Genomic DNA, 23,621 nt, shown 5'->3' on the forward strand with positions numbered 1-23,621 from the left:
CCCGCAAGCTGACAGACCTGTTCAGGACGAGTTCATGCGCCCGCCCCGATCGTGCGTCCATGCTTAACGGGCTGGTCGCCAACCGCCCCAGATGGAGTGCTTCGATGAAACGTCTCACCCAGGCCGCGATCGTCGCCGTCGCCATGGCCACGACCGCCGTTCCCATGATCGCCCAGGCGCAGAGCCGCAACGACCAGCGCGAATGGCGTCAGGATCGGCGCGACGACCGTCGCGAGTGGCGTCAGGACCGTCGTGACGACCGGCGCGATTACCGCAATGATCGTCGTAACGACCGCCGCGATTTCCGCGGGCCGCCTCCGCCCCGCCACGTCGCCCCGCCCGCCCGGTGGGATCGGAGCAATCCGAACTGGTGGCGCGGCCGCTCCGACTTCCGCGACTATCGCGGCGCGCGTCAGGGCTACTGGTATGCGCCGGGTCGCGGCTATTACCGGGTCGACCCGCGCTACTACGGCCAGCGTTGGACGCGGGGCTCGTATCTGCCGTCGGCCTATCGCGGCTACTATGTGAACGACCCGTATTTCTACAATCTGCCGCCCGCGCCGCGCGGCTACCGCTACGTCCACGCCGGCAGCGACATCGTGCTGATGGCGGTGGCCACCGGATTGATCGCAAGCGTGCTCTACAACGTCTTCTGATCTTCAAGTCGTCGTCTGAACTCGTCCTCCCAGGTTTCGGCCTGGGAGGCCTTTTCTTGTGTGATCGTCGAGCAGTGTTCAGCGGCCATTCAGCTATCAAACGTCAGTCTGATGCATGAGCCGCCCATGACGGGCGTGCGGGGACCTTGTCCAATGAAGCGCACCCTGATGGTGTTTTCGGCGCTCTCGGCCTTCGCCGTTCCGGCCGCCGCGCCCCTGACCGTCCTGGCCCAGGACCGAGGCGAAAGCGCCCGGCCTGACCGAGGCTCGCGTGGCGAAGGCCGGCGGGGCGGCGGCGACGGCCAGTCCGCCCGGCCCGAGCGTCCGCGCGCCGAGCGCCCGCAGCCCGATGCGCGGCCGGATCAATCCAGAGGCGAGCGGCCGCAGCGCCCTTCCCGCCCGGATGGCGACCGTCCCAACCGCCCGGACCGGCCCGACGGCCAGCGCCCTAGCCGGCCTGACCGGCCTGAAAGCGAGCGCCCCAGCCGCCCGTCTCGTCCCGACGGCGAGCGCCCGCAGCGCCCCGACCGCCCCGCTGGCGAGCGCCCAGCCCGGCCGGGAGCGGAGGGTCGCCCCGACCGCCCAGACGGCTGGAATCGGCCGGGCCGGCCGGACAGCGGCCAGAACCGCCCTGGTCAGCCCAATCGCCCCGATCGTCCGAGCCGGCCCGATCGTCCGGATCGCCCTGACCGGCCCAACCGGCCGGACAACGGCTGGAATCGCGACCGGGACCGCGATCACCGCGAGTTCCGCCAGCGCTTCAGCCGCGATCAGTGGCAGCGCGACTGGAGCCGTCGTCACGCCCGCGCGGACTGGTGGCGCAACGACCGTTCGTTCCGGGGCTGGAGCGGCGTACGCATCGGCTTCTACTTCGCGCCCGGCTATGGTTACTACAGCGTGCCGCGCAGCTATTGGGGCCGCCAGTTTTACGCGGGCCAGTTCCTGCCCTCGATCTTCTGGCGCTATGAGATCCGCGACTTCGACCGGTGGGGCCTGCCCTGGCCGCCCGCCGGGACCATGTGGGTCTTCGTCGACAATAGCATCTATCTGGTCGATCGTTTCGACGGCTATGTGATCGAGGCCATACACGACGCCTGGCGTTGGTGACGGCTTGGCGCCTGCCGCTTCAATCGAGGCGGCAGGCGCCCACGCAGGCGCGCGCCAGTACCTCGCTGGAATCCACCAGCGGAACCGCGACATCGTCGGCCGCCAGCAGCAGCGGCACCTCGGTGCAGCCGGCGATGACGGCCCCGGCGCCCCCCGCGATCAGCACGTCGGCGAGGCGCCGCATTGCTTCTCGCGGCCGCTCGCCGGCCTTGACCTCAAACACCGTGTCCATGAAGGCCTGACGGTCCGCGCCGCTCAGCACCACCGGCTCCAGCCCCGCCGCGCGCAGCGCCCGATTGTACAGAGCCTCGCCGCCCGGCGTCGCCAGCACGCCGATGCGCGTCGCGCCGCTTGCTTTGGCCGCCTCGGTGGTCGCCGCGATCATGTCTATGAAGGGCAGGCCCGCCGCGCGGATCGCCTCGGCATGGGCGTGGGCGGTGTTGCACGGCATGGCCAGCACCTCGGCGCCGGCCTGGCGCAGTCTCTGCGCCATCTCGCCGAGCGTCTGCCCCGCCGCCTCGGGCTCAGTATGGCGGTTGGGCACGTGCGGATTGATGTCGGCGATGACGCGGATGTGCTCCTCGTCCGCCTTCGCCGGCGTCAGGGCCTGCAACCGCTCCAGAAAGGCGACGGTCGCGGCCGGACCCATGCCGCCGAGTATGCCGAGAATTTTGGTCATCTCGGCTTTTTACCCAGGCGCTGCGCCGACGCCAGCCTCGTAAATGTTCAGCGACAGCGTCGGACGGCCTCGGCGACGGCGGGGTCTGGCGCCTAAAGCGCCCCCTGCAACTCGCTCTGATAGCCGAACAGCCCCTGCGCCCCGCCGGTGTGCAGGAAGACTACGGTCTCGCCCTTGAAGGCGCCCTGACGCGACAGGGCGATCAGGCCCTTCATCGCCTTGCCGGAATAGACCGGGTCCAGCACGATCCCGTCGGTGCGCGCCGCCAGCGCCAGGGCGTCGATCACCGCCTGATCGATCAGGCCGTAGCCTTCGCCGACATAGTCGCAGTCCGCGACCACCATCTCGGGCGTCACCGCGTCGGGCCGGCCCAGTTTGGCGGCGGTCAGTTGCGCCAGCTTGAGCACGTTCTCTTCTTGCTTGGCCTTGGGGGCGCGCACGCCAATGCCCAGCACGGGCACGTCGGCGCCCATGACCGCCAGGCCGGTGACCAGGCCCGCGTGGGTGCCGGCGCTGCCCGTGGCGGTGATGATGCGGTCGATCTTCAGGTCCAGCTCGTCGGCCTGCACCACGATCTCGCGGGCGCAGTCGACATAGCCCAGCGCGCCCGTCGCATTCGATCCGCCGCCGGGGATGACGTAAGGCGCGCCGCCCCGCGCCCGCACGGCCTGGGCGGTCGTCTCCAGCTCGGCGACCATGTCGGTCCCGCCCGGCACGGTGCGCATCACCGCGCCGAACAACTGGTTCAGCAGGACATTACCGTTGCCGACATAGTCCGTCGCCGTCGAACCCGTGCGCGCCTCCAAGATCACTTCGCAGGCCAGGCCGTGGGCCGAGGCGGCGGCGGCTGTCTGACGCACATGGTTGGATTGGACCGCGCCCTGGGTGACCAGCGTGTCCGCGCCCTGCTCCAGCGCCTCGCCCAGCAGGAACTCGAGCTTGCGGGTCTTGTTGCCGCCGCCCGCCAGGCCGGTGCAGTCGTCGCGCTTTATCCATATCTCGACGCCCAGTTCCTCGCTCAGCCGCTCCAGCGGCTCCAGCGGCGTGGGCAGATGGGCCAGACGGACGCGGGGAAAGCGGGCGAGGTGCATGGGATCGGTCTCCGTTCGCGCTCCTCCTAGCGCGGCCCGACCGCGCGCCCAAGCGATCGTCGGCCTGAGAGGAGCCAAGCGCGCCGCTCAAGCGTTGCCGCGCCATGACCACCGCCGTCGCCCGTTTCGACCTGACCCGAGAGCGGGCCTATGTGCGCGATCTGGCGCGGGCCTTCGGCGGCGCGTTGATCTTCAACATCCCGCTTCTGATGACGATGGAGATGTGGGAGCAGGGCGTGTCCATGCCGCATGGGCGGCTGCTGCTGTTCATCGGCGCGGGCCTGCCGTTGCTTTACGGCCTGGCCTATTACGCGGGCTTTTCGAACCGGCGCGGGCTGGTCAACGACCTGATGGACACCGCGACCGCCCTCGCCGTCGGCTTCATCACGGCGGCGGCCCTGCTGACGCTGTTCGGCGTGCTACAGGCCGGCGATCCGCCGGCTCAGACGGTGGGCGTCGTTGCGCTTCAGGCCGTGCCCGGGGCCATGGGCGCGCTGCTGGCCCGTCGCCAGCTGGCCGGCGACGGACGGGGCGACACGGACGAGGATCAGGCCAGCTATCCCGGCGAGCTGTTCTTGATGGCGGCCGGCGCCCTGTTCTTCGCCCTGAACGTGGCGCCGACCGAGGAGATGGTGCTGATCGCCTACAAGGCGACGGCCTGGCACGCCCTGGCCCTGATCATCGTATCGGTGACCCTGCTGCACCTGATCGTCTTTCATGCGGGCTTCGCGGGTCAGGAAGAGGCCGAGCGCCCGCTGCACGCCTTTCTCCACTACACCCTGCCGGGCTACGCCATTGCGCTGGGCGTTAGCCTGTTCGCGCTCTATGTGTTCGGCCGCACGGACGGGCACGCCATCGAGGGCGCGTTGCAGGCCATGATCGTGCTGGGCTTTCCCGCCTCCATCGGCGCCGCCGCCGCCCGTCTTCTGGTCTGACGCCCATGCCTCGCAAGAAGAAGAGCGCCGCCCGCCCCCGCCCCCTGCTGCAAGGCCTGATGGCCGTGATCGGCGTCGTCGTGACCCTGGGCGCCATCGGGGTCGTGGCTTGGGAGGCGATGCAGCCGTCGGCGCCGCCCCTGCTGAGCGCGCGCATCATTCAGGTGCAGCCGACCGCAGCCGGGCAGGTGGCCACGGTGCGCGTCATCAATGACGGCCCCGACACCGCCGCCCAGGTTCAGGTCGAGGGCGTTCTGGGCGCCGAGGTCGCGACCGCGACGGTCGCCTATGTCCCGCGTCGCGGTCACGCCGAGGCCTATCTGCGCTTCGACGGCGATGCGCGGCAGGCGCGGGTTTCGGTCAGGGGCTGGTCCGCCCCTTAGGCGGCCTGCGCCTCCACCGCCTCGGCCAGGCGCGCCAGGGTCTCGTCGGAGGTCCACATGCCTTCGATCGTTCGCCGCAGCAGCGCCGCCAGCGTCGGCGTCACGCGGGTGCTGGCCATGGCCCATTCGCCGAACTGTCGCTGCCGGATCGGCTCGCGTTCGATGATCTCGATGCCCTCGTGGCGCGGGTCGTCGCCCAGGCGCTTCAGCAGCCGGTCCAGATCCTGGCCTGCGCCTTCCAGCACCTGCAGGAACCGGCCGTCGTGGATCAGCAGCGCGCCGGTCAGGCCGTCGCGGGCGTTGTTGCGCTGGGACGCCGCCAGAATGTCCACCTGCATCGGCAGGCCGACCTCGGCCGTGCGCGCGCGGCTGGTGTAGACGATCCGTTCCAGGCCCAGGCCCATGGCGAAGCTCCGCTATCGCCCGCGCCTGACGTCCAGCCGCAGTCCAAGAAACCATCCTAGAGGGTGTGTCTTTACAACGTCTTGCAGCGCGCCTCGACTTCGCGTCCGGCGCGCGTTAGCCTGAAGGCGTTCTCCCGGGGGCGGCGCCTGAGCCGCTGAGATAGGCGTGATCGCCTGACCGGTCGAACCTGATCCGGGTCATGCCGGCGAAGGGACGAGACACGGCCTCGCTCAGGCGGCGCCCTCAAACCGCGCCGGCGGTCCCTCTTTACGCAAAGAGGCCGCCATGAACATCCAAGTCACGCCCCAAGCCGACCTCAACGAGGCTCAAGCAGAGAGCGACCGCGTCGCGAGCGATAGCCTCCCGCTCAGCGAAGCGCGAAAAAAAGTCGCCGAGGAACACGGTCGCATCCCCACCGGGCCGCGCGCCGGGGGCCGCAAGGTCTATGTCGCGGGCGAGCTGTTCCCCGACATCCGCGTCCCCTTCCGCGAGGTCGCCGTCCACCCGAGCGCCAATGAGCCGCCGGTGACGATGTACGATTCGTCGGGCCCCTACACCGACCCGACCGCGGTCATCGACATCAGGAAGGGCCTGCCCAAGGTCAAATCCAGCTGGCAGCGCGATCGCGGCGACATCGCCCCCGTCGCCCATCCCCGCGAGGTCAAGCCCGAGGACAACGGCCATGCGTCGGGCCGCCACCTGGCCCCGCGCTTCGACACCTCCAACCATCAGGTGTTCAAGGGCGTCCCCGGCCGCCCGGTGACGCAGTACGAATACGCCCAGGCCGGCATCATCACGCCCGAGATGGAATACGTCGCCATCCGCGAGAACCTGCGCCGCGAGCAGAACGCGCCCTGCATCCGCGACGGCGAGGACTTCGGCGCTTCGATCCCCGACTTCGTCACGCCCGAGTTCGTGCGTCAGGAGATCGCCCGCGGCCGCGCCATCATCCCGCACAACATCAATCACCCCGAGGTCGAGCCGATGATCATCGGCCGCAACTTCCTGGTGAAGATCAATGCCAACATCGGCAACTCGGCGGTGCTGTCCAGCGTGGACGACGAGGTCGACAAGCTGGTCTGGGCCACCCGCTGGGGCGCCGACAACGTCATGGACCTGTCGACGGGCCGCAACATCCACAATATCCGCGACTGGATCATCCGCAACTCGTCCGTCCCCATCGGCACCGTGCCCATCTATCAGGCGCTGGAGAAGGTGAACGGCGTCGCCGAGGACCTGACGTGGGAGGTTTATCGCGACACCCTGATCGAACAGGCCGAACAGGGCGTGGACTATTTCACCATCCACGCGGGCGTCCGTCTGCCGTTCGTGCCCCTGACAGCCAACCGCGTGACGGGCATCGTCAGCAGAGGCGGCTCGATCATGGCCAAGTGGTGCCTGGCCCACCACAAGGAGAGCTTCCTCTACGAGCATTTCGAGGACATCTGCGACATCATGCGGGCCTATGATGTCAGCTTCAGCCTGGGCGACGGCCTGCGCCCCGGCTCCATCGCCGACGCCAATGACGAGGCTCAGTTCGCCGAGCTGCGGACGCTTGGCGAGCTGACCAAGATCGCCTGGGCCAAGGGCTGCCAGGTCATGATCGAGGGCCCCGGCCACGTGCCGATGCACAAGATAAAGGCCAATATGGATGAGCAGCTGAAGCACTGCCACGAGGCGCCCTTCTATACGCTGGGGCCGCTGACCACCGACATCGCGCCGGGCTATGACCACATCACCTCGGCCATTGGTGCGGCCATGATCGGCTGGTTCGGCACGGCCATGCTCTGCTACGTCACGCCCAAGGAGCACCTGGGCCTGCCCGACCGTCAGGACGTCAAGGACGGCGTCATCACCTACAAGATCGCCGCCCACGCCGCCGACCTGGCCAAGGGCCACCCCGCCGCCCGCGCCCACGACGACGCCCTGTCACGCGCCCGGTTCGAGTTCCGCTGGGAGGATCAGTTCAACCTGGGCCTCGACCCCGAGACGGCGCGCAAATACCACGACGAGACCCTGCCCAAGGAGGCCCACAAGACCGCCCACTTCTGCTCCATGTGCGGCCCCAAGTTCTGCAGCATGAAGATCAGCCAGGACATCCGCCGGGACGCCCAGGCCCAGAACGATGCGGGCGGATCGCTGGCGGAGGCGGAGGCCGGGATGGCCGAGATGAGCGCGAAATTCCGCGCCGGGGGCGGGGTGGTGGAGGTGAAAATTTGAGGGCTAGATTACCCTATCGTAGCCTGCCAGCCCGCCGTCGAGAGACCAGATCAATACTCGATACTGAGGATGCCGAATGCAGGCGGCCTCCCACTCCTTAATGATGGTCAGGTCGCCCAGCCCAACCTCGCGCATCGCGGAATCTGGAAAATCGCCCAACCACGACCCCAAGTCCTCTAGCGTGAGTGCTTGCGTCGGGGTCCACGGGGTCGTCCCGGCAAGCGCTGCTCTCACTTGGCTAACGAAAACGTCCGCGTATCGTCGGCGATTCCCCCCGTCTGACAGCTGAGCGATGTGGTTGCCGGTTTCTAAAATTGCACAGAATGGCAAGAGCAGGTTCTCGCCTGCCCTAATACGGCGTTCGACCTCGTCAAGGACGCTACCTCTGTTCTGATTGAACCCTGGAACGTCGAGCACATTTAAGAACACGCAGGTGTCCACGATAGTGACCACGGGCATGCTATTTGCCTCTGAGGTCTGCGAGCCAAGCCTCGGCTCGTTGCTTCTTTAAAGCTGGGCCCGGATGATTTTTGACGAAGCGTTCCAGAAGGCCGCTTGTCATCAAGTGACCAACCGGCCCCTGCGCTATTAGAGCGGGATAGTCAGGAATATCTTGGAGACGAGTCAACTCGCTCTCGCCAGTGTCTGGATTGCGGTAACAAAACACAACGCTCGGGACAGCGCTATCAGGCAACGCGTCGAGCAGCGCAGGATTATGGCTAGAAATCAGCACTCTAATGCCACGCTCACTTGCTATCGCAGCGATGTTTCCCAGAAGCATCTCGGCACGACTCGGATGTACGCCATTATCAATTTCTTCGATAACGACGAGACTTCCCTCGTCAGCTGACATTACAGCTGCCGCGATCGATAAAACTCTCAGAGTTCCGTCAGAAAGGAGAGTTGCGTCAAATTTCCTATTTTCACCGCCAAAAGTTTCCTCCAATTGCACCATTACCTCGCCTTTTGGCGTCTGAATGAAATCAATCGAATTAATATTCTGTTCGGGTAGGCTCTTAATCAATTCCAGAAGCCTCGCACCCATAGCTGGCGCGTCACATATCCTGGCCAACACTCCAGAGAGATTTGAACCATCGCCATGGAGGCGGTCATCGGTTTTAAAGCTGTATCCTCGCATCAAGGACGGCTGAGGATCGAGGAACAGAAAGGCCGATAACTCCCTTTGAAACCGCTCGCAGCTTTCAGGAATTCGCCGTTGTGCCTGTCTGTGTGTACCGGCAAACCGTGCTGAACTTTGCAGTTGCGTCATGATCGCCATCTGATCAGTGCAACTTACCTTTGGCTTTATTCCGCCTCGAGCAAAATTATTGTACGCGACCTGAAGATCACTTCCGATATCACCGGTGCGGCCGACCACCTCATAAAGCGGCAGCGTGCTAAAATTGAGAACATCCATACGCTCGTCGGCTATATGCAGATCGCCATTTCCATCGACCAGCAATGTAAACGACACATACTCCCATCTATTGTTGAGAGTTGCCTTGAGAGTAAATTTCTTCTGCCCGCGAAAGCCTAGATCTTTAGTGGTGCCCCGGACAGACGCGTCATTCTCGTAAACAGCGTATTTAATGTTGCTCAGACGATTCCCTTGAGCGATCCAAGATAATAGCCTTAACGCCTCAAGCGCGTTGCTCTTGCCGGAGGCATTGGCACCTATCAACACCGTCAACGGGCCAAGCTGCAATGTTGCAGACCGGTAGCTCTTGAAGTGCTCGATATCGACGCTGGTTAGCATGAACCCTCTCGGCTTCTTAGGCCTGCGGAAGGCTTGAAGTACGACAAGTTCCCGCTCGCCGAAATAATAGCGTGACGCTGGTGGTAAACAAATACGCCCATTGGGATTCGTGAAATGCGGGGGAAATCAGGACACAAACCCATTTCCCGCTTAACCTGCCGCAATGCCCACCCTCGTCCTCCTCGCCGGGCCTAACGGAGCCGGGAAGACCACCTTCATCAACGGCTTCCTGCGCGAGCGCGGAGGCGTTTCAGTTCGTCAATCCGAACGAGGTGGCGCGCGGGCTCGGCGGCGCGGGCGCGGCCCGGGACCTGGCGGCCGGGCGTCGGGTGCTGGAGCGCCTGGACGAACTGGTCGCCGAGCGGGCGGACTTCGTGCTGGAGACGACCCTGGCCAACCGGTCCCATGCGGTCCGCATCCGCGACTGGAAGGCGGCCGGATACCGGTTCGAACTGGTCTATCTGCGCCTGCCCAGCGCGGAACACTCCATCGCCCGCGTCGCGCACCGCGTCGCCGAAGGCGGCCACGGCATTCCGGAAGAGACGCTGCGCCGCCGCTTCGTCGTCAGCGGCGAGTATCTGGAGACCACCTACAAGCCGCTCGCGGACGACTGGAAAATCTACGCAAGTGGCGGCGAAATGCTTGAACTGCTAGATTGGGGACCGCGATGAACAAGTCGATCTTCGATCACGAGACCATCCTCAAGGCCAGCCGCCGCGCGGCGGATATGGCGAGAAACGGCACGCGCGAGGAAAAGTCCGGCAAGTTCCTGCCGCCGCCCGGCTGGAAGGGTCGCCTGATCACCGGCGCCCCCGGCGAACTGGACGACCTCAAGCCGAAACCGACCAAGGGCCGGACCGCCTGATCGTCCTTCTCCCGATGGGAGAAGGTGGCCCCGAAGGGGTCGGATGAGGGGCGGCGGGTTCCGTCGGCGAAGCCGCAGATCAGACGTTCGACCCTCACCCTTTCGCGCCAGAACGACGGCTGCGCCGTCGTGCTCTCAAGCCCTCTCCCAGCGGGAGAGGGTCATTCGCCGGCAATCCTCCTCAACGCCTCCTCGAACACCGCCGCCGGTTGGCCGCCGCTGATCAGGTATTTGCCGTCAATCACCACCGCCGGCACGGCGCTGATGCCTCGGGCGCGCCACTGGGCCTGGTCGGTGCGGACGGCCTCGACGTAGCGGCTGGACGCCAAGACCTCGGCGGCCTCGGCGCGGTCCAGACCCGCCGCCTCCGCCGCCGCCGTCAGCACGCCCGCGTCGGTCAGGTTGCGGTTTTCGGTGAAGTGGGCGTGGAACAGGGCCTTCTTCAGTCGGGCCTGCGCGTCGCCCTCCATCTCGCCCGCCCAATGCAACAGGCGGTGGGCGTCGAAGGTGTTCCAGATGCGGCTGTCCTCGCCCATCCGCATCTCGAACGGCCGGCCGTCGACGTCGGGCATGGCCTCGGCGGCGCGGGCGCGGATCATCTCGCGGTTGGCGGCCGACTGTTCGGGCGTCGCGCCGTATTTGCGGCCGATGTGCTCGACGATGTTCTCGCCCTCCGGCGCCATGTCGGGGTTCAGCTCGAACGGACGAAAGGCGATCTCGGCGGTGATCCCCTCGGGCTTCAGTCGCTCCAGCGCCGTCTCCAGCCCGCCCAGCCCCACCACGCACCAGGGGCAGACCACGTCCGAGACGAAGTCGATATGCAGGGTCCGGGTCATGGCGCGTCCTTTGGGGCTTACAGGGCTCGCAGATGTGGCCGGGCCGGCCCGCGCGCAACCGCCCTGCCCTGTCGAGCGCGCCCGGCGCTGGGCAAAAAGGAAAGGTCGCTTGACATCAAGCGATGAAGAGGTAAAGTGACCTTGTCATAAGGACAAGGAACACTGTCATGTCGCCCCGGGTCATCCGTCTTTTGCTCTGGTCTCTGCTGGTCGGCTTCGTGGCCGGTCTGGTCGCGGCGATCGCGGGCTTCGGCGTCGGCTATCTGTCGGCGGCCCGGCCCGATCTGGCCGAGCGCATCGCCCGGCTGGAGATCGTGGGCTTCGGCGTCGTCGGGCTGATCGCGGCGGCGACGGGTCTGTGGCTCAGCGTGCGCTGGATGGAAGCCATCGACGAGGCGGCGCGCGAGGCGCACAAGTCCGCCTGGTTCTGGGGCGGGGCCGGCGCCCTGCTGCTGGGCATGCCGCTGATGATGATCGCCGGCCTGCCGCAGACGGCCGAATGGACCCTGCCCGCCTGGTTCCACGGCCGCAACGACCCGGTGGCCCACGCCGCCCTGGGCGCCGGCGGCCTGCTGGCCCTGATGCTGGTCGGCTACACCCTCGCCTGGGGCGTGTGGTGGCTGCGGCGGCGTTGAGGGGGCCGTCGTGAACAATCGCCTGAAAGTGCTGCGCGCCGAACGCGACTGGAGCCAGGCCGACCTGGCCGAGCAGCTCGGTGTCTCGCGCCAGACCGTCAATGCGCTGGAGACTGGCCGCTATGACCCGTCCCTGCCGCTGGCCTTCAAGATCGCCCGCGTCTTCGGCCAGCCCATCGAGTCCATCTTTTCCGACGAGGAGGCTTCCCAATGACCGCATCCGTCGCCCCCCGCCCGAGCCGGGCGCGCGCCCTGATCCGGTTTGCCCTGACGCTGCTGGTGTTCGGCGTCGCCGGCTATGGCGTCGGCTATCTGGCGGCCGACGTCGTCGCGCCCGATCAGCTGCCCGCCCTGGACCTGGGCTGGATCGACGCCGTCGCCCTTATGCTGGCGCTGATGCTGGCGGTCGCTTCGATCGCCGTGATCTGGGCCGCCCGCAACGGCCGCGCCATGTCGCGCATGCTCAAGACCGAAGAGCCGGCCGGCCGCGCCGAGATCGCCGACGCCCGCCTGCAGGGGATCATCCTGATCCTGTCGGCCGTGCTGATGAGCCTGCCGCCGGTGATTGCGGCGACGGGTGTGGAGCCGCTGCTCGGCCTCATCGCCATTGGCGTGCTGCTGGTGGCGCACTGCATCCTGAACTGGCGGCTGTTCCGCCGCTGCGACGAGTTGCTGCGCCGAACGATGCTGGAAAGCTGCGCCGCCACCTTCGCCATCGGCCAGCTGGCCCTGTTCGGCTGGGCCGCCGCGGGCCGGCTGGGCCTGGCCCCGCCGATCGACGCCTGGGACGTCTATGTCGTCCTGATGGGCCTGTATCTCCTCACCGCCGTGATCGTGACGACGCGACGCGGCCTCGCCTGATCCCCATATTTCCGTCCTCCAAGGAGCCTCCGATGACCCTGCGTTCCACCCTGAAAGCTTTCACCCGCCTGTCCGCCGGCGTCGCCCTGGGCCTGGGCCTGTATGGCGCGGTGGCCCTCGAAGCCGCCCCGGCCTACGCCCAGGCGGCGCTTGCGCCCCAAGTTCAGACCGAAGCCGCGCCCGCCATCCGCCCGGCCGAGGGCGCAGGCCCCCGCCTGTGGGTGATCCGCGACGCGGATTCGACCGTGTACCTGTTCGGCACCGTCCATGTGCTCAAGCCCGAGACGGGCTGGGCCACGCCGCGCTTCCAGGCCGCCTTCGACGCGTCTGACGAGCTGTGGCTCGAATTCGCCGATGTCGACGACACCGCCGGCGTCATGGCGGTGATGCAGCGTCACGGACTGTCGCCCGACCGGCCCCTGTCCAGCGTGCTGAACGCCGAGCAGATCGCCCGCGTCGACGCGGCGGCCCGCACCCTGGGCGCCTCGGCCGCCCAGCTTGAGCCCATGCGCCCCTGGATGGTCGCCATCACCCTGGCCATGGCGCCGCTGGCCAAGGCCGGCTTCGATCCGCAATCCGGCGTCGAGCTGACCCTGGCCCGCCTGGCGCGCGCCGAGGGCAAGACGATCCGGGGCTTCGAAACACCGGACAAGCAGGTCGGGCTGATCGCCGGCATGAGCGAAGAGGCGCAGATCCAGCTGCTGGATGCGACGCTCGACGATTTCGACAACGCCGCCGCCGAGCTGAACCAGATGGTCGCCGCCTGGGCCGCCGGCGACATCGAAACCCTGGACGCCGTCATGGTCGAAAAGATCAAGGACAAGAGCCCCGAGGCCTATGACGTCATGCTGACCCGCCGTAACGCCGACTGGGCCGACCAGATCGAGGAACTGCTCAAGGGCTCCGGGACCGCCTTCATCGCCGTCGGCGCCGGCCACCTGGCGGGCGAAGACAGCGTCCAGGCCATGCTGGCCGCTCGCGGCGTGACGGTCGAGGAAGTGCGCGACTAGGAGCGAAATCTGCCGAGCCGGAAAGCAACCGGCTCGGCGGCTGGAGCGGGCAGCGGGAATCGAACCCGCACGAGCAGCTTGGGAAGCTGCCAGGCTACCACTACATCATGCCCGCGGCGCCGCCCGAGCCTTACCGCAGCGCACGCTCGCACATCAAGCGAAGCGACCTTCGGCGCGTCGAGCCAAGCCCAACACGCTTCCGCCGATCAGGAAGGGGATGCCGTACAGTATCGCTATCCAAACCGGTCCTGCCTGGGTGCCCCAGAACAGAAGAACCACAAGACCGCACATCGGCCCCGCCGTTCCCATCGCATAAAGCCATGGAGCATCCTGGCGCATCGCTTTCAGAACGAAATCCACAGTGAGCAGTGCGATCGCCCCCGTCACTCCGCTCGAGAGACCAGCCATGACGGCGATCTGAAATCGAGCGCTCCAAGTCGAGCTCTCGACACCCAACATACCGACAACAGCCAGAATCAACACCGGCATTGCCGCGCCCGCCAAAGCAGTGATGAGCACCGCTGGCCAGTAGCCCCCTGACTTGGGCGGCTCTGCCCGCCGGGACAATAGCGCGGCGTTCTGTGTTCGCTTGCCGAAGCTTATGACACCTCTAGTCCGACGTCTCGTAAGTAGCGGCGCAAAGGTGAACGCCCTATTGCGAAACGCCTTTCAGGCAGCCGGGACGACCTGAAACTAGTTCACGTCTTGAAGCTCGGCGGCGGTGCCCCCTTACTCCGCAGCGTCGGGGGTCGAGGCCAGCAGCTCGGGCCGGCTGAGCCCGCGCGGCGTGGGCTCGACCGCCGGCAGAGCGGGCAGATCCTTGCCTTCGTGATCGACCTTTAGATCCTCGAACCGGCGGGCCGAGACCATGACCTGGCTCTCCAGTGACCCCACGAATTGGTTGTATTTGCCGACAGCGGTGTCCAGCGCGCGGCCGACGGCGGCGGCGTGGCCGCCCATGACCGACAGGCGGCGATAGAGTTCGCGACCCAGCTTGGCCACTTCCTCGGCGTTCTTGGACTGCTCCTCGGCGCGCCAGCCGTAGGCGACGGCCTTGCACAGGGCGAACAGGGTCGTCGGGGTGACGATGACCACCCGCGAGGCCATGGCCTGGGTCATCAGGTCAGGCTCGTGGTCCAGGGCGGCGGCCAGGAAGGCGTCGCCGGGCACGAACATGGCCACAAAGTCGGGGCTGGGTTTGAACTGATCCTGATAGGCCTTGGACGCCAGCTGGCGCACGTGCGTCTTGACGCTGGCGGCGGTGCGCAGCGAAGCGGCGCGGGCCTGGTCTTCCTCGTCGCCGTCGGCCTCATCGGCGAAGGCCAGCGACACCTTGGCGTCGATCACGAACATGCCGCCGCCGGGCAGGCGCACCACAAAGTCCGGCCGCTGCTGGCGGCCGTCCTCGTTCGCGGCCGAGTTCTGCTCCTCGAAGTCGAAGCGCCCCGCCATGCCGGCGGCCTCAAGCACATTGCGGCAGGTCTGCTCGCCCCAGCGGCCGCGACGACCGGTGTTGCCCTTCAGCGCCTCGGTCAGGCGGCGCGCTTCGTCGCGGGTGGCGGTCGAAGCCGTCATCAGGGCCGCCAGTTGCTCCTTCAGCCCGCCAGTCTCGTCGGCGCGGGTCTTCTCCAGCGCGGCGACGTGTTCCTGGAATTTGGTCAGTTGCTCGGCGACAGGCTTCAGCTGCGCCTCGATCCGTTCGCGCGCCACGCGGTCCTGGGCCTGGAAGGTCTCGGTGGCGCGGGTCACCATCTGGTCGGCGACAGCCTGGGCGGACTGGGCGGCCTGAGCGCGCACCAGATCGGCCATGGTGACGCGGCTTTCCTCGATCAGGTCTATGCGGTCATGCGCCGAGGCCAGGGCCGCGCGCGACCGCTGCCAACCGGCGTAGGCCCAAAGAAAGCCGCCCCCGAGGACGAAGGCGACGACGGCCAGGATCAGCTCAAGCGTGTTCATGCTCCGTTCCTAGCGGGAGTCGAGCGGAACGGAAAGCGCGGCCGCCTTACGCCGGGCGGCGCGCGCGCAGGGCCTGGATGATGGTGCCGTCGTCCAGCCAGTCCAGCTCGCCGCCGACCGGCACGCCGCGCGCCAGGCTGGTGACCTCGACGCCGGCCGTGCTCAGCCGTTCGGCCAGATAGTGGGCGGTGGTCTGGCCGTCGACGGTGGCGGGCAGAGCCAGCACGACCTCCTTGGCCTCGCCGCCGCGCGCCCGGCCGATCAGTTCGGTGACCCGGAGCTGATCGGGGCCGACGCCGTCCAGCGCCGACAGAAGCCCGCCCAGCACATGATATTTGCCGCGAAAGGCGCCCGACCGCTCCATGGCCCACAGGGCGCCGGCTTCCTCGACCACGCAGATCAGGCCGTTGTCGCGGTTCGGATCGGCGCAGATGGAGCAGGGGTCGCGCGTGTCGGGCGCGGCGCAGACAGAGCAGCTGACGACCTTCTCCGCCGTATCGGCCAAGGCAGCGGCCAGCGGCACAAGCAACTGCTCGCGTCGCTTCAGCAGGGCCAGCGCGGCGCGGCGCGCCGAACGCGGCCCCATGCCGGGCAGCTTGGCCAGCAGGGAGATGAGCCGTTCGATCTCCGGCCCGGCGGAGGCGGCCATCAGAACAGCTTCGGCATCCCGGGAATGTTCATCCCGGCCATGGGGCCCGCGGCCTCGCGCATCAGGACACCGTTGGCCTCGTCCAGCTTGCGCTTGGCGTCGGCGTGGGCGGCCACGATCAGGTCGGCCAGTATTTCGCCCTCGCCGGGCTGCATCAGGCTGTCGTCGATCTTCACGGCGGTGATTTCGCCGGGGCCCTTCAGGGCGATGGTGACCAGGCCGCCGCCCGAGGTGCCCTCGGCGGTGGTTTCGGCCATCTTGGCCTGGGCGTCCTGCAGCTTCTGCTGCATCGCCTGGGCCTGCTGCATGAGTTGGTTCAGATCCTTCATGCCCCTCAGATAGGCCATGTCGAAGTCGCGCAACAGGGGTTGCGGCGTGCGCCTTTAACACCCTAGTTGGCAATCGACGCTGTTGCCGAATGGAGAGCCTCTCAATGGCCTTTGACGCCGATCATCGCGAGGCCCCGGTTTCGACCGAGGTGCTGGACCAGCTGTTCGTCGAGGCGCGCACGCGCAACGGCTGGACCGACCGCCCGGTGCCCGAGGCCCTGATCCGCCAGTTGTACGACACCATGAAGTTCGGCCCGACCTCGGCCAACTCCAGCCCCGCGCGCTTCGTCTTCGTGACGTCGGCCGAGGCCAAGGCGCGGCTGGCCCCGCACATGAGCGAGGGCAATCGCGACAAGACGATGCAGGCGCCGGTCAATGTCATCATCGGCTTCGACACCGAGTTCCATGACCAGCTGCCCAAGCTGTTTCCCCACGCCCCGGATGCGCGCGACTGGTTCGCCGAGCCCAACGCCCGGCGCGAGGCCGCCTTCCGCAACGGCTCGCTGCAGGGCGCCTATATGCTGATCGCCGCGCGCGCGCTGGGCCTGGACGCGGGACCGATGTCGGGCTTCGACGTCGAGGGCGTGAAACAGGAGTTCTTCGCCGGAACGTCGGTGGAGCCGAACTTCATCATGAGCCTGGGCTACGGCTCCGACGAGAACCTGTTCCCCCGCTCGCCGCGCCTGACCTTCGACGAGGCGGCTCAGATCCTCTGAGCCCGCGCCTAGTCGTCGTCCGCCTCGTCGGGGATCACCGGCAGCTCGACGGGCGGGGCCAGGGTGCGGATTTCGCCCAGGGTCGCGCCCGGAAAGGCCTCCAGCACCGCGCGGACGAAGGGATCGGCCTCGACCGCCGCGCGCTCGCGGGCGCGGGTCTTCTTCTGCTGTTCGATCAGGGTTTCGCCGCCGCCCTGGCCGTTGGCGGCGATCAGCCAGGCTCGCCCGGTCCATTCCTTCAGGCGGCCCGACAGACGGTTGGCCAGATTGCTGGGCGCGCCCTCGGCCAGTTCGAACTCGATCCGGCCGGGCTTGAAGGACACCGGACGCACGAAGCGTTCGACATCCATTTGCAAACTGACTTCGCGCTTCTCGCCGATCAGGGCGACGACCTGTTCGAAGGTTTGGGGATCGGGCAACGAAGGCGCGACCTGAGGCCGGGCTGCGAGTTGGGCCGACGCGCCCCCTCCCCCGCCGCCGCGTGACGGTCCGCCGGGCGCGGAGCCGCCGCCCATCGGCTCGCCGGACTGCAGCTTGCGCAGCGCCTCTTCCGGTCCCGGCAGGTCGGCGGCGTAGGCCAGCCGCACGATGGCCATGTCGACCGCATCGGCCGGATTGGGCGCGCGGCGCACCTCGTCCAGCGCCTTGAGCAGCATCTGCCAGGTCCGCGACAGGGCCGAGGCCGGCACCGCCGCCCCCAGCGCCGCCAGCGTCTGGGCCTGATCGTTGGGCAGGCGTGTCGCCTGCGGGCCCAGCATCTTGGCCACCGAGGCGGCGTGGCAGTGCTCCAGCAGGTCGTTGACCACCTGCACCGGATCGGCGCCGTAGCCGTACAGGATGCGGAAGGCCTCCAGCGCCTCGGGCGTCTTGCCCGCCATGATCCGCTCGAACAGGGCGATGGTCTGGCTGCGGTCGGCCAGGCCCAGCATGTCGCGCACCACCGCCGTCGGCACGATCTCGCCGCGGTCGCCTTGGACCAGGGCCTGGTCCAGCAGAGACAGGCCGTCGCGCACCGAGCCCTCGGCCGCGCGCGCGATCAGGGCCAGCGCCTCCTGCTCGATCTTCATGCCCTCGCGGTCCGCCACGCGGCCCAGGTGCTCGACCAGCACCTCGGGTTCGACCCGGCGCAGATCGAAGCGTTGGCAGCGCGACAGGATAGTCACCGGCACCTTGCGGATCTCGGTGGTGGCGAAGATGAACTTGGCGTGGGGCGGCGGCTCTTCCAGCGTCTTCAGCAGGGCGTTGAAGGCCTGGGTCGACAGCATGTGCACTTCGTCGAGCACATAAACCTTGTAGCGGGCCTCGACCGGCGCGTAGCGGACGCTGTCCAGGATGTCGCGGATGTCGTTGACGCCGGTGTGTGAAGCGGCGTCCATCTCCATGACGTCCATGTGCTGGCCGGCCATGATGGCGGCGTCGTGCCGGCCGTGGGCGGTCAGGGACAGCGACGGCTTGTCGATGACGTCCGTTTCATTGTTAAGGGCTCGGGCTAGCAGGCGCGCCGTGGTCGTCTTGCCTACCCCCCGCACGCCGGTCAGCATGAAGGCGTGGGCGATGCGGCCCGAGGCGAAGGCGTTGGTCAGGGTGCGGACCATGGCCTCCTGGCCAATCAGGTCCTCGAAGGTCCGCGGGCGATATTTGCGCGCCAGCACCTGATAGGCGGCGTCTTCCTCGGCTGGCGGAGCGGGGGACGCGGCCTGCGGCTGGACGGCGGGTGCGGGCTCAGGCGCGGCGGCGGGCGGTGCGCCGAACATATCGTCGGTGTTCGCGTCGCGCTCGGGCGCGTCGTCCTCCTCCCAGGGGGGCCCGTCGAGATTCGGATCGGCGTCGCTCATGGGACCGTCTTACCGCGAGACGGCGGCCAGAGTCAGCGCAAGAGTCAGAGCACCGTCGGCGAAACTCAGCCCGCGTGCTTCAGCGGCTCGTCCAGGCCCTGTTCGCGCAGCTTGCGATACAGGGTCGAGCGGCCGATGCCGAGGCGTTTGGCGATCTCGGTCATGTGACCCGCATAGACCTCGATGGCGTGCTGGATCAGGTCGCGTTCGATCTCTTCCAGCGTGCGCAGATGGCCCATGTCGTCCAGGATCCGCACCGGCGCATCGGCCAGGGTCTCGGTCATGGAGGGCGCGGCCGAAGGGGCGTCGGGCGCACCTTTCAGAGCCGCCGAAGGCACGGCCGCCAGCGGCGCGGTGACGCCCGAAATCGCTGGGAAATCGTGCGGCTGAAGCCAGGGCTGATCGGCCAGGACGATGGCGCGATAGACGGCGTTCTCCAGCTGGCGGACATTGCCGGGCCAGTCGTAGGCGGTCAGCATCGCCAGGGTCTCGGGCGAACAGCCGGCGACCCGCTTGTTCTCCTCGACATTGAAGCGGGCCACGAAGTGGTCGATCAGCGCCGGAATGTCGTCGCGCCGCTCCCGCAAAGCCGGGGCGTCGATGGGGAAGACGTTCAGTCGGTAATAAAGGTCTTCGCGGAAGGCGTGATCCTTAACCCGCTCGGCCAGGTCGCGGTTGGTCGCCGACACCAGCCGCACATCGACCTTCACCGGACGTTTGCCGCCGACCGGATCGATCTCGCCTTCCTGGATGGCGCGCAGCAGCTTCACCTGCATGTCCAGCGGCAGTTCGCCGATTTCGTCCAGGAACAGCACGCCGCCGTCCGCCTCGCGGAACTTGCCCAGAGTGCGCTCGCTGGCGCCGGTGAAGGCCCCCTTCTCGTGGCCGAACAGAATGGATTCCACCAGATTGGCCGGCAGAGCCCCGCAGTTCACCGCCACGAAGGGCCGGCCCGCGCGGTCGGAGGCCCCGTGCAGAGCGCGGGCGATGACTTCCTTGCCGACGCCGCTCTCGCCCAGGATCAGGACGGGGATGTTGGAGGCGGCGGCGCGACGCCCCAACTGTTTGACCAGCTGCATAGGCAGGCTTTCGCCCACCAGATCGTCGAACGAGGTCTTGCCCTGCGCGCGCTTGGTCAGGCGCCCCACCTCGGCGGTCAGGCGTGTCAGCTGCAGCGCATTGGCCACCCCGACCAGCAGCCGCTCGGCCGAGACCGGCTTGACGAAAAAGTCCTGGGCGCCCGCCTGCATGGCTTTCACCACCGCGTCCACGCCGCCATTGGCCGTCAGCACTATAACCGGGGTCGGGTTGCCGCTGCTGCGCAGCTCGGCCAGCACTTCCATGCCGCTGAGGCCGGGCATGACCATGTCGAGCAGCACGACATCGGCCCCGCCTCCCCGCGCCATGCGATCCAGCGCCTCCGCCCCGTCCTGGGCGTGGACGACGGCGTAGCCCTCGCGATCAAGCACCGCCTGGATCAGGCGGCGCTGGGTCGGATCGTCATCGACGATCAGGACGGTCTTTGCCATGAGGCTACCCTTGAACACATCACCACGCGCTGCCGTCCTCGTTGGATCGGGACCGGCTCGTATCGGGACGGTTTTAGCCCTCCGGCGTGAAGACCGGGTTTCGCGTTAAGGTCACCGCGCCCTTAACCAGACGCCGCCGCCGACCAAAGTCGACGGCGGTTTCCGATGGATCAGCGACCGATGTCGTAGACGCCGGTGATGTCGATCCGAACGCTCAACTCGCCACCCGACACCGAGGTCTCGGCCCCGCCCGCGTCCATGGACACGGCGCGTGCGGCGTACATCGGCATCGGCGGACGCGGCGTGTAGCCGCCACCCTCGCTCAGCGACCGGATCTGGCCCAGGGGCTGGCCCAGGGCCTGAGCGTAGAGCGCCGCCTTCTCCTGCAGGGCGCGCACGGCCAACTGGCGGGCTTGATTCTCGGCCGCCTTGGGATCGCGCAGGCCGAACGACACGCCGTCGATCTGATTGACGCCGGCCGCGACGACAGCGTCAGCGGTCGAGCCGACCTTGGTCAGGTCGTAGATGTTGACCGTCACGCGGTTCGAGGCCTGATAACCGCGAAGGCGCGGCGGCTCGTTCTGCTGATAGTCGTACTGGGCCGACAGGTTCAGACCGGCGGTCTGAACGTCCCGCTCATTGAGGCCGGCGCGGCGCAGGGCCGTCATCACCTGGCTCATGCGCTCGGCGTTCAGACGCATGGCCTCGGCCGCCGTCGGAGCCTCTGTGACCACGCCAAAGGTGATCGAGGCCATGTCGGGCTGCACCTTGACCTCGCCATAGGCCGACAGGTTCAGCGACGGACGATCGGTCACCGCCTGGATCGTCAGGGGGGCGCCGCCACCGGGCTGGCTTTGCGCCAGGGCGGGAGCCGCGGCGGCCATCATCAGGCCTCCCAGCGACAGGGCGACGAGGGTGCGGGTCATGAAGAAGCTCCTGTAGTGATCGGTCGCGACGTCGTCGCGACACGCCGCCTATGCGTGGGCGCGTCTGAACAAACGCGTCATCCTACGGTGCAGGTTCCGTTCATCCGCGTGACAAGCTTGAAAGCTCAAAGGCGCTTTTCGGGCGCCGCGCGGCCTGCTAGGCCGTGCATCCCCGTCGATTGGGGCCCGTAGCTCAATGGTTAGAGCCGACCGCTCATAACGGTCTGGTTGGGGGTTCGAGTCCCTCCGGGCCTACCATCGTCATCAAGAAGGTTGCGCGTTTGTCTTCGTTTCTGGATCCGATCCGCCAGCGCGCCCAGCAGACGACGCGCTTAATGCGACGTCTGGCGGGCGTGCCGTCCCGGATCGAGGTGCTGGAGCGAAAGATCGAGGCGCTGACCCGGCTGATTGAACTTCAAGGGCGCGAAGCCCGTCTGGCGCTGGGCCATATCGCCGTTCCGCCGCTGACGGAGTGGAAAAACCGTCCCCCCATGACCCCCGGCCAGCCGGCCGACAGCGCGTTTCCCTTTTCGACTACATGCATCCAGAGCCACTTCGAACAGCCGTGGTTCAGCTACTGGACCACGCACCTCGGCGAAGGACTGCGCTATCATCGCAAGCTGTGGGAGTTCGTCTTCATCAGCCAGGCCCTGTTCGAACGGGGCGCGGTGCGGCCCGGCGCCCGCGGCCTGGGTTTCGGCGTCGGCGTTGAGCCGCTGACGGCCTATTTCGCCTCCGAGGGCTGCCAGATCATGGCCACAGACATCGGCATCGAGCTTGCCGCGGCCAAGGGCTGGACCCTGACCAATCAACATTCCGAAGGCGGCTTGGGCCCGCTGCGCCGACCGTTCCTGTGCCCCGACGATGTGTTCGACCGTAACGTCGCCTACCGCGAAGTGGACATGAACGCGGTGCCGGATGATCTGACGGATTTCGACTTCTGCTGGTCAGCCTGCGCTCTGGAGCATCTGGGCTCCATCCAGCACGGTCTGGACTTCATCGAACGCTCGGTGGCGTGCCTCAAGCCCGGCGGCTGGGCGGTCCACACCACCGAGTTCAACCTGACATCAAATGTGCATACGGTGGACAATGTCGGAACGGTGCTGTTCCGACAGGTCGATCTGGAAGGTCTGATCGAGCGTCTCACCGCCCAGGGGCACCGGGTGGCGCCCCTCCGCATCGTGGAGGGCGAAGGCCCGGTCGATCAGTTCTATGATATGCCGCCCTACCGCCCTAACCCGCATCTCAAGATGGCGCTGGACGGTTACGGCGTGACCTCGATCGGCCTTATCATCCAACGCGCGTCCTGACCGAAGTTCTACATGCCAAAAGCAGGCGGCCCCATGCCCGAAGCTCCGTCTCTTCGCCGTCGCCTCGCCCGTCTGCGCCGTCACTTGATCGGCTCGCCGCCCACGCCCGCGCCGACGGCGGTCAGACAGGACTACTTCTATCTCGGGCCCGATCTGGCGCTCAAGCAACTGCGTGACGGGCGTTTCCTCTACGTCGATCCGCAGGATGAGCATGTGAGCGCCGTCCTGATCGCCTTCGGCGCCTGGGAGGTGGATGTTCAGAAGGCCGTACGCAGGCTGGTGCGTCCGGGCATGCGCATCGTCGAGGTTGGCGCGAACCTGGGCTATTATACGATGGACATGGCCGACCTGGCGGGACCGACAGGGCATGTCACCGCGCTGGAGGCCAATCCGCGCCTGGCCGCGATGGTGCGCCGCTCGGCTCAGTTCAACGGCTTTCTGGACCGCGTTTCGATCATCCAGAAGGCGGCCTCGGATCGGGCTGGCTTCCTCCCGTTCGTGATTTCCCGCACCAATTCGGGCGGGGGGTATGTCGATCCATGGAACGACCTGTCAGCCTATGACGACGGCGAAAGGCTGGATGTCGAGGCGGTGCGTCTGGATGAGCTTGATCTGGGCCGCGTCGATCTGATCCGCACCGACGCTGAAGGCAGCGAACCCGCCATTCTCAGGGGCGCCGAGGGACTGCTGAGAGCCAACCCCGATATCCAGCTGTGCATCGAGTGGGATACGATCCAGATGGGGTCCAGAAGCCCCGTCGCGGATCTGGCGAACTGGCTTTCGTCCCTGGGGTTCCGGTTCTGGGTGATCGAGGCCGGCGGTGATCTGATCGAGCGGCCAGCGTCGGCGATGGCCGATGTGCCGCCACCGTGCAACCTGGTCCTGTCCAGAGAGCCTCCGCGCCTCACGCGTTCGTTAGGCTGACGTCTCGG

General features: G+C 67.2%; 26 protein-coding genes, 2 tRNA genes and 1 riboswitch. Of the genes, 15 read left to right on the forward strand and 13 right to left on the reverse strand.

Annotation, left to right across the window (positions count from 1 at the left end; translation table 11 throughout):
* Positions 1-104 precede the first annotated feature (104 nt).
* The gene (locus ACK4I0_RS08500) at positions 105-656 is read left to right on the forward strand and encodes an RcnB family protein (protein WP_409609919.1); all 552 of its coding nucleotides are present in this window, start codon (positions 105-107) and stop codon (positions 654-656) included.
* A 153-nt stretch (positions 657-809) separates the two neighbouring features.
* A complete protein-coding gene (locus tag ACK4I0_RS08505; protein WP_409609921.1) occupies positions 810-1,763 on the forward strand; it encodes an RcnB family protein in 954 nt (317 codons plus the stop codon).
* A 19-nt stretch (positions 1,764-1,782) separates the two neighbouring features.
* Here ACK4I0_RS08505 and ACK4I0_RS08510 read toward each other — a convergent pair whose 3' ends face one another.
* Positions 1,783-2,442 carry an aspartate/glutamate racemase family protein gene (locus tag ACK4I0_RS08510; protein WP_409609923.1) on the reverse strand — a complete coding sequence of 220 codons (660 nt, stop codon included), beginning with the start codon at positions 2,440-2,442 and terminating at the stop codon, positions 1,783-1,785.
* Between the two features lie 92 nt (positions 2,443-2,534).
* Positions 2,535-3,533 carry a D-cysteine desulfhydrase gene (locus ACK4I0_RS08515; protein ID WP_409609925.1) on the reverse strand — a complete coding sequence of 333 codons (999 nt, stop codon included), beginning with the start codon at positions 3,531-3,533 and terminating at the stop codon, positions 2,535-2,537.
* Between the two features lie 104 nt (positions 3,534-3,637).
* Here ACK4I0_RS08515 and ACK4I0_RS08520 point away from each other — a divergent pair, with 104 nt between their 5' ends.
* Both ACK4I0_RS08520 and ACK4I0_RS08525 read left to right on the forward strand, forming a co-directional pair.
* Positions 3,638-4,468, forward strand: a complete 831-nt coding sequence (locus ACK4I0_RS08520) for a TIGR02587 family membrane protein (protein ID WP_409609927.1) — start codon at positions 3,638-3,640, stop codon at positions 4,466-4,468.
* 5 nt (positions 4,469-4,473) lie between these two features.
* Complete coding sequence (locus tag ACK4I0_RS08525; RefSeq protein WP_409609929.1) at positions 4,474-4,851, forward strand: hypothetical protein; 378 nt, start codon at positions 4,474-4,476, stop codon at positions 4,849-4,851.
* Here ACK4I0_RS08525 and ACK4I0_RS08530 read toward each other — a convergent pair.
* Positions 4,848-5,255, reverse strand: a complete 408-nt coding sequence (locus tag ACK4I0_RS08530; protein ID WP_409609931.1) for a BLUF domain-containing protein — start codon at positions 5,253-5,255, stop codon at positions 4,848-4,850. The two genes, ACK4I0_RS08525 and ACK4I0_RS08530, sit on opposite strands and share 4 nt — an antisense overlap.
* 124 nt (positions 5,256-5,379) lie before the next feature.
* A riboswitch (TPP riboswitch) is annotated at positions 5,380-5,488 on the forward strand.
* Between the two features lie 53 nt (positions 5,489-5,541).
* Between ACK4I0_RS08530 and thiC the strand changes: the two genes are divergently transcribed.
* The gene (thiC, locus tag ACK4I0_RS08535; protein WP_409609933.1) at positions 5,542-7,476 is read left to right on the forward strand and encodes a phosphomethylpyrimidine synthase ThiC; all 1,935 of its coding nucleotides are present in this window, start codon (positions 5,542-5,544) and stop codon (positions 7,474-7,476) included.
* Between the two features lie 460 nt (positions 7,477-7,936).
* Here thiC and ACK4I0_RS08540 read toward each other — a convergent pair whose 3' ends face one another.
* Positions 7,937-9,232 (reverse strand): AAA family ATPase, encoded by a 1,296-nt coding sequence (locus tag ACK4I0_RS08540; RefSeq protein WP_409609935.1) that lies wholly within the window; start codon positions 9,230-9,232, stop codon positions 7,937-7,939.
* Positions 9,233-9,504: 272 nt separating this feature from the next.
* Here ACK4I0_RS08540 and ACK4I0_RS08545 point away from each other — a divergent pair, with 272 nt between their 5' ends.
* Positions 9,505-9,903: a zeta toxin family protein gene (locus ACK4I0_RS08545; RefSeq protein ID WP_409609937.1), complete on the forward strand. Its 399-nt coding sequence runs from the start codon at positions 9,505-9,507 to the stop codon at positions 9,901-9,903.
* The gene (locus ACK4I0_RS08550; RefSeq protein ID WP_409609939.1) at positions 9,900-10,097 is read left to right on the forward strand and encodes a hypothetical protein; all 198 of its coding nucleotides are present in this window, start codon (positions 9,900-9,902) and stop codon (positions 10,095-10,097) included. Before ACK4I0_RS08545 ends, ACK4I0_RS08550 begins: the two co-directional genes overlap by 4 nt.
* A 161-nt stretch (positions 10,098-10,258) precedes the next feature.
* Here the strand turns inward: ACK4I0_RS08550 and ACK4I0_RS08555 are convergent, their stop codons facing one another.
* Positions 10,259-10,933, reverse strand: coding sequence for a DsbA family oxidoreductase (locus ACK4I0_RS08555; RefSeq protein ID WP_409609941.1), 675 nt, complete (start codon positions 10,931-10,933; stop codon positions 10,259-10,261).
* A gap of 167 nt (positions 10,934-11,100) precedes the next feature.
* On the opposite strand from ACK4I0_RS08555, the gene ACK4I0_RS08560 reads away from it, so the two are divergent.
* The 4 genes from ACK4I0_RS08560 to ACK4I0_RS08575 are packed head-to-tail and all read left to right on the forward strand — an operon-like array spanning position 11,101 to position 13,439.
* A complete protein-coding gene (locus ACK4I0_RS08560) occupies positions 11,101-11,568 on the forward strand; it encodes a hypothetical protein (protein ID WP_409609943.1) in 468 nt (155 codons plus the stop codon).
* Positions 11,569-11,578: 10 nt separating this feature from the next.
* Complete coding sequence (locus ACK4I0_RS08565; protein ID WP_409609945.1) at positions 11,579-11,782, forward strand: helix-turn-helix transcriptional regulator; 204 nt, start codon at positions 11,579-11,581, stop codon at positions 11,780-11,782.
* Positions 11,779-12,429 (forward strand): hypothetical protein, encoded by a 651-nt coding sequence (locus ACK4I0_RS08570; protein ID WP_409609947.1) that lies wholly within the window; start codon positions 11,779-11,781, stop codon positions 12,427-12,429. The genes ACK4I0_RS08565 and ACK4I0_RS08570 overlap by 4 nt, the downstream gene beginning before the upstream one ends.
* A 32-nt stretch (positions 12,430-12,461) precedes the next feature.
* Positions 12,462-13,439: a TraB/GumN family protein gene (locus tag ACK4I0_RS08575; RefSeq protein WP_409609949.1), complete on the forward strand. Its 978-nt coding sequence runs from the start codon at positions 12,462-12,464 to the stop codon at positions 13,437-13,439.
* A 41-nt stretch (positions 13,440-13,480) separates the two neighbouring features.
* Here ACK4I0_RS08575 and ACK4I0_RS08580 read toward each other — a convergent pair.
* From ACK4I0_RS08580 to ACK4I0_RS08600, 5 genes are all read right to left on the reverse strand, one after another.
* Positions 13,481-13,554 (reverse strand) — tRNA-Gly (locus tag ACK4I0_RS08580).
* Positions 13,555-13,592: 38 nt separating this feature from the next.
* Positions 13,593-13,958, reverse strand: a complete 366-nt coding sequence (locus tag ACK4I0_RS08585) for a hypothetical protein (RefSeq protein ID WP_409609951.1) — start codon at positions 13,956-13,958, stop codon at positions 13,593-13,595.
* A 210-nt stretch (positions 13,959-14,168) separates the two neighbouring features.
* Complete coding sequence (locus ACK4I0_RS08590; protein ID WP_409609953.1) at positions 14,169-15,395, reverse strand: DNA recombination protein RmuC; 1,227 nt, start codon at positions 15,393-15,395, stop codon at positions 14,169-14,171.
* Positions 15,396-15,441: 46 nt separating this feature from the next.
* Complete coding sequence (gene recR / locus ACK4I0_RS08595) at positions 15,442-16,044, reverse strand: recombination mediator RecR (RefSeq protein WP_409609955.1); 603 nt, start codon at positions 16,042-16,044, stop codon at positions 15,442-15,444.
* Positions 16,044-16,373: a YbaB/EbfC family nucleoid-associated protein gene (locus tag ACK4I0_RS08600; RefSeq protein ID WP_409610017.1), complete on the reverse strand. Its 330-nt coding sequence runs from the start codon at positions 16,371-16,373 to the stop codon at positions 16,044-16,046. Before ACK4I0_RS08600 ends, recR begins: the two co-directional genes overlap by 1 nt.
* Positions 16,374-16,477: 104 nt before the next feature.
* On the opposite strand from ACK4I0_RS08600, the gene ACK4I0_RS08605 reads away from it, so the two are divergent.
* Positions 16,478-17,089, forward strand: coding sequence for a malonic semialdehyde reductase (locus tag ACK4I0_RS08605; RefSeq protein ID WP_409609957.1), 612 nt, complete (start codon positions 16,478-16,480; stop codon positions 17,087-17,089).
* Positions 17,090-17,097: 8 nt separating this feature from the next.
* Here ACK4I0_RS08605 and ACK4I0_RS08610 read toward each other — a convergent pair whose 3' ends face one another.
* The 3 genes from ACK4I0_RS08610 to ACK4I0_RS08620 form a co-directional block, all read right to left on the reverse strand.
* Positions 17,098-18,924 carry a DNA polymerase III subunit gamma/tau gene (locus tag ACK4I0_RS08610; protein WP_409609959.1) on the reverse strand — a complete coding sequence of 609 codons (1,827 nt, stop codon included), beginning with the start codon at positions 18,922-18,924 and terminating at the stop codon, positions 17,098-17,100.
* Positions 18,925-18,989: 65 nt separating this feature from the next.
* Positions 18,990-20,453, reverse strand: coding sequence for a sigma-54-dependent transcriptional regulator (locus ACK4I0_RS08615; RefSeq protein WP_409609961.1), 1,464 nt, complete (start codon positions 20,451-20,453; stop codon positions 18,990-18,992).
* 170 nt (positions 20,454-20,623) lie between these two features.
* Positions 20,624-21,379 (reverse strand): SIMPL domain-containing protein, encoded by a 756-nt coding sequence (locus tag ACK4I0_RS08620; protein ID WP_409609963.1) that lies wholly within the window; start codon positions 21,377-21,379, stop codon positions 20,624-20,626.
* Between the two features lie 182 nt (positions 21,380-21,561).
* On the opposite strand from ACK4I0_RS08620, the gene ACK4I0_RS08625 reads away from it, so the two are divergent.
* The 3 genes from ACK4I0_RS08625 to ACK4I0_RS08635 all read left to right on the forward strand — a co-directional run bounded on the left by ACK4I0_RS08625 (position 21,562) and on the right by ACK4I0_RS08635 (position 23,613).
* Positions 21,562-21,637, forward strand: a tRNA-Ile gene (locus tag ACK4I0_RS08625).
* A 23-nt stretch (positions 21,638-21,660) separates the two neighbouring features.
* Complete coding sequence (locus ACK4I0_RS08630) at positions 21,661-22,689, forward strand: methyltransferase type 11 (RefSeq protein ID WP_409609965.1); 1,029 nt, start codon at positions 21,661-21,663, stop codon at positions 22,687-22,689.
* A gap of 33 nt (positions 22,690-22,722) precedes the next feature.
* Positions 22,723-23,613, forward strand: coding sequence for an FkbM family methyltransferase (locus tag ACK4I0_RS08635; protein ID WP_409609967.1), 891 nt, complete (start codon positions 22,723-22,725; stop codon positions 23,611-23,613).
* The last annotated feature ends 8 nt before the right edge of the window (positions 23,614-23,621 follow it).

The sequence above is a fragment of the Brevundimonas sp. genome (genome assembly GCF_046295775.1).
Classification (GTDB): domain Bacteria; phylum Pseudomonadota; class Alphaproteobacteria; order Caulobacterales; family Caulobacteraceae; genus Brevundimonas.

Bases quoted from the DNA above. Each gene is read 5' to 3' on its own strand.
- ACK4I0_RS08500 (WP_409609919.1), top strand. From the start codon at position 105: ATGAAACGTCTCACCCAGGCCGCGATCGTCGCCGTCGCCATGGCCACG.
- ACK4I0_RS08505 (WP_409609921.1), top strand. From the start codon at position 810: ATGAAGCGCACCCTGATGGTGTTTTCGGCGCTCTCGGCCTTCGCCGTT.
- ACK4I0_RS08510 (WP_409609923.1), bottom strand. From the start codon at position 2,442: ATGACCAAAATTCTCGGCATACTCGGCGGCATGGGTCCGGCCGCGACC.
- ACK4I0_RS08515 (WP_409609925.1), bottom strand. From the start codon at position 3,533: ATGCACCTCGCCCGCTTTCCCCGCGTCCGTCTGGCCCATCTGCCCACG.
- ACK4I0_RS08520 (WP_409609927.1), top strand. From the start codon at position 3,638: ATGACCACCGCCGTCGCCCGTTTCGACCTGACCCGAGAGCGGGCCTAT.
- ACK4I0_RS08525 (WP_409609929.1), top strand. From the start codon at position 4,474: ATGCCTCGCAAGAAGAAGAGCGCCGCCCGCCCCCGCCCCCTGCTGCAA.
- ACK4I0_RS08530 (WP_409609931.1), bottom strand. From the start codon at position 5,255: ATGGGCCTGGGCCTGGAACGGATCGTCTACACCAGCCGCGCGCGCACG.
- thiC (WP_409609933.1), top strand. From the start codon at position 5,542: ATGAACATCCAAGTCACGCCCCAAGCCGACCTCAACGAGGCTCAAGCA.
- ACK4I0_RS08540 (WP_409609935.1), bottom strand. From the start codon at position 9,232: ATGCTAACCAGCGTCGATATCGAGCACTTCAAGAGCTACCGGTCTGCA.
- ACK4I0_RS08550 (WP_409609939.1), top strand. From the start codon at position 9,900: ATGAACAAGTCGATCTTCGATCACGAGACCATCCTCAAGGCCAGCCGC.
- ACK4I0_RS08555 (WP_409609941.1), bottom strand. From the start codon at position 10,933: ATGACCCGGACCCTGCATATCGACTTCGTCTCGGACGTGGTCTGCCCC.
- ACK4I0_RS08560 (WP_409609943.1), top strand. From the start codon at position 11,101: ATGTCGCCCCGGGTCATCCGTCTTTTGCTCTGGTCTCTGCTGGTCGGC.
- ACK4I0_RS08570 (WP_409609947.1), top strand. From the start codon at position 11,779: ATGACCGCATCCGTCGCCCCCCGCCCGAGCCGGGCGCGCGCCCTGATC.
- ACK4I0_RS08575 (WP_409609949.1), top strand. From the start codon at position 12,462: ATGACCCTGCGTTCCACCCTGAAAGCTTTCACCCGCCTGTCCGCCGGC.
- ACK4I0_RS08590 (WP_409609953.1), bottom strand. From the start codon at position 15,395: ATGAACACGCTTGAGCTGATCCTGGCCGTCGTCGCCTTCGTCCTCGGG.
- recR (WP_409609955.1), bottom strand. From the start codon at position 16,044: ATGGCCGCCTCCGCCGGGCCGGAGATCGAACGGCTCATCTCCCTGCTG.
- ACK4I0_RS08600 (WP_409610017.1), bottom strand. From the start codon at position 16,373: ATGAAGGATCTGAACCAACTCATGCAGCAGGCCCAGGCGATGCAGCAG.
- ACK4I0_RS08605 (WP_409609957.1), top strand. From the start codon at position 16,478: ATGGCCTTTGACGCCGATCATCGCGAGGCCCCGGTTTCGACCGAGGTG.
- ACK4I0_RS08610 (WP_409609959.1), bottom strand. From the start codon at position 18,924: ATGAGCGACGCCGATCCGAATCTCGACGGGCCCCCCTGGGAGGAGGAC.
- ACK4I0_RS08615 (WP_409609961.1), bottom strand. From the start codon at position 20,453: ATGGCAAAGACCGTCCTGATCGTCGATGACGATCCGACCCAGCGCCGC.
- ACK4I0_RS08620 (WP_409609963.1), bottom strand. From the start codon at position 21,379: ATGACCCGCACCCTCGTCGCCCTGTCGCTGGGAGGCCTGATGATGGCC.
- ACK4I0_RS08635 (WP_409609967.1), top strand. From the start codon at position 22,723: ATGCCCGAAGCTCCGTCTCTTCGCCGTCGCCTCGCCCGTCTGCGCCGT.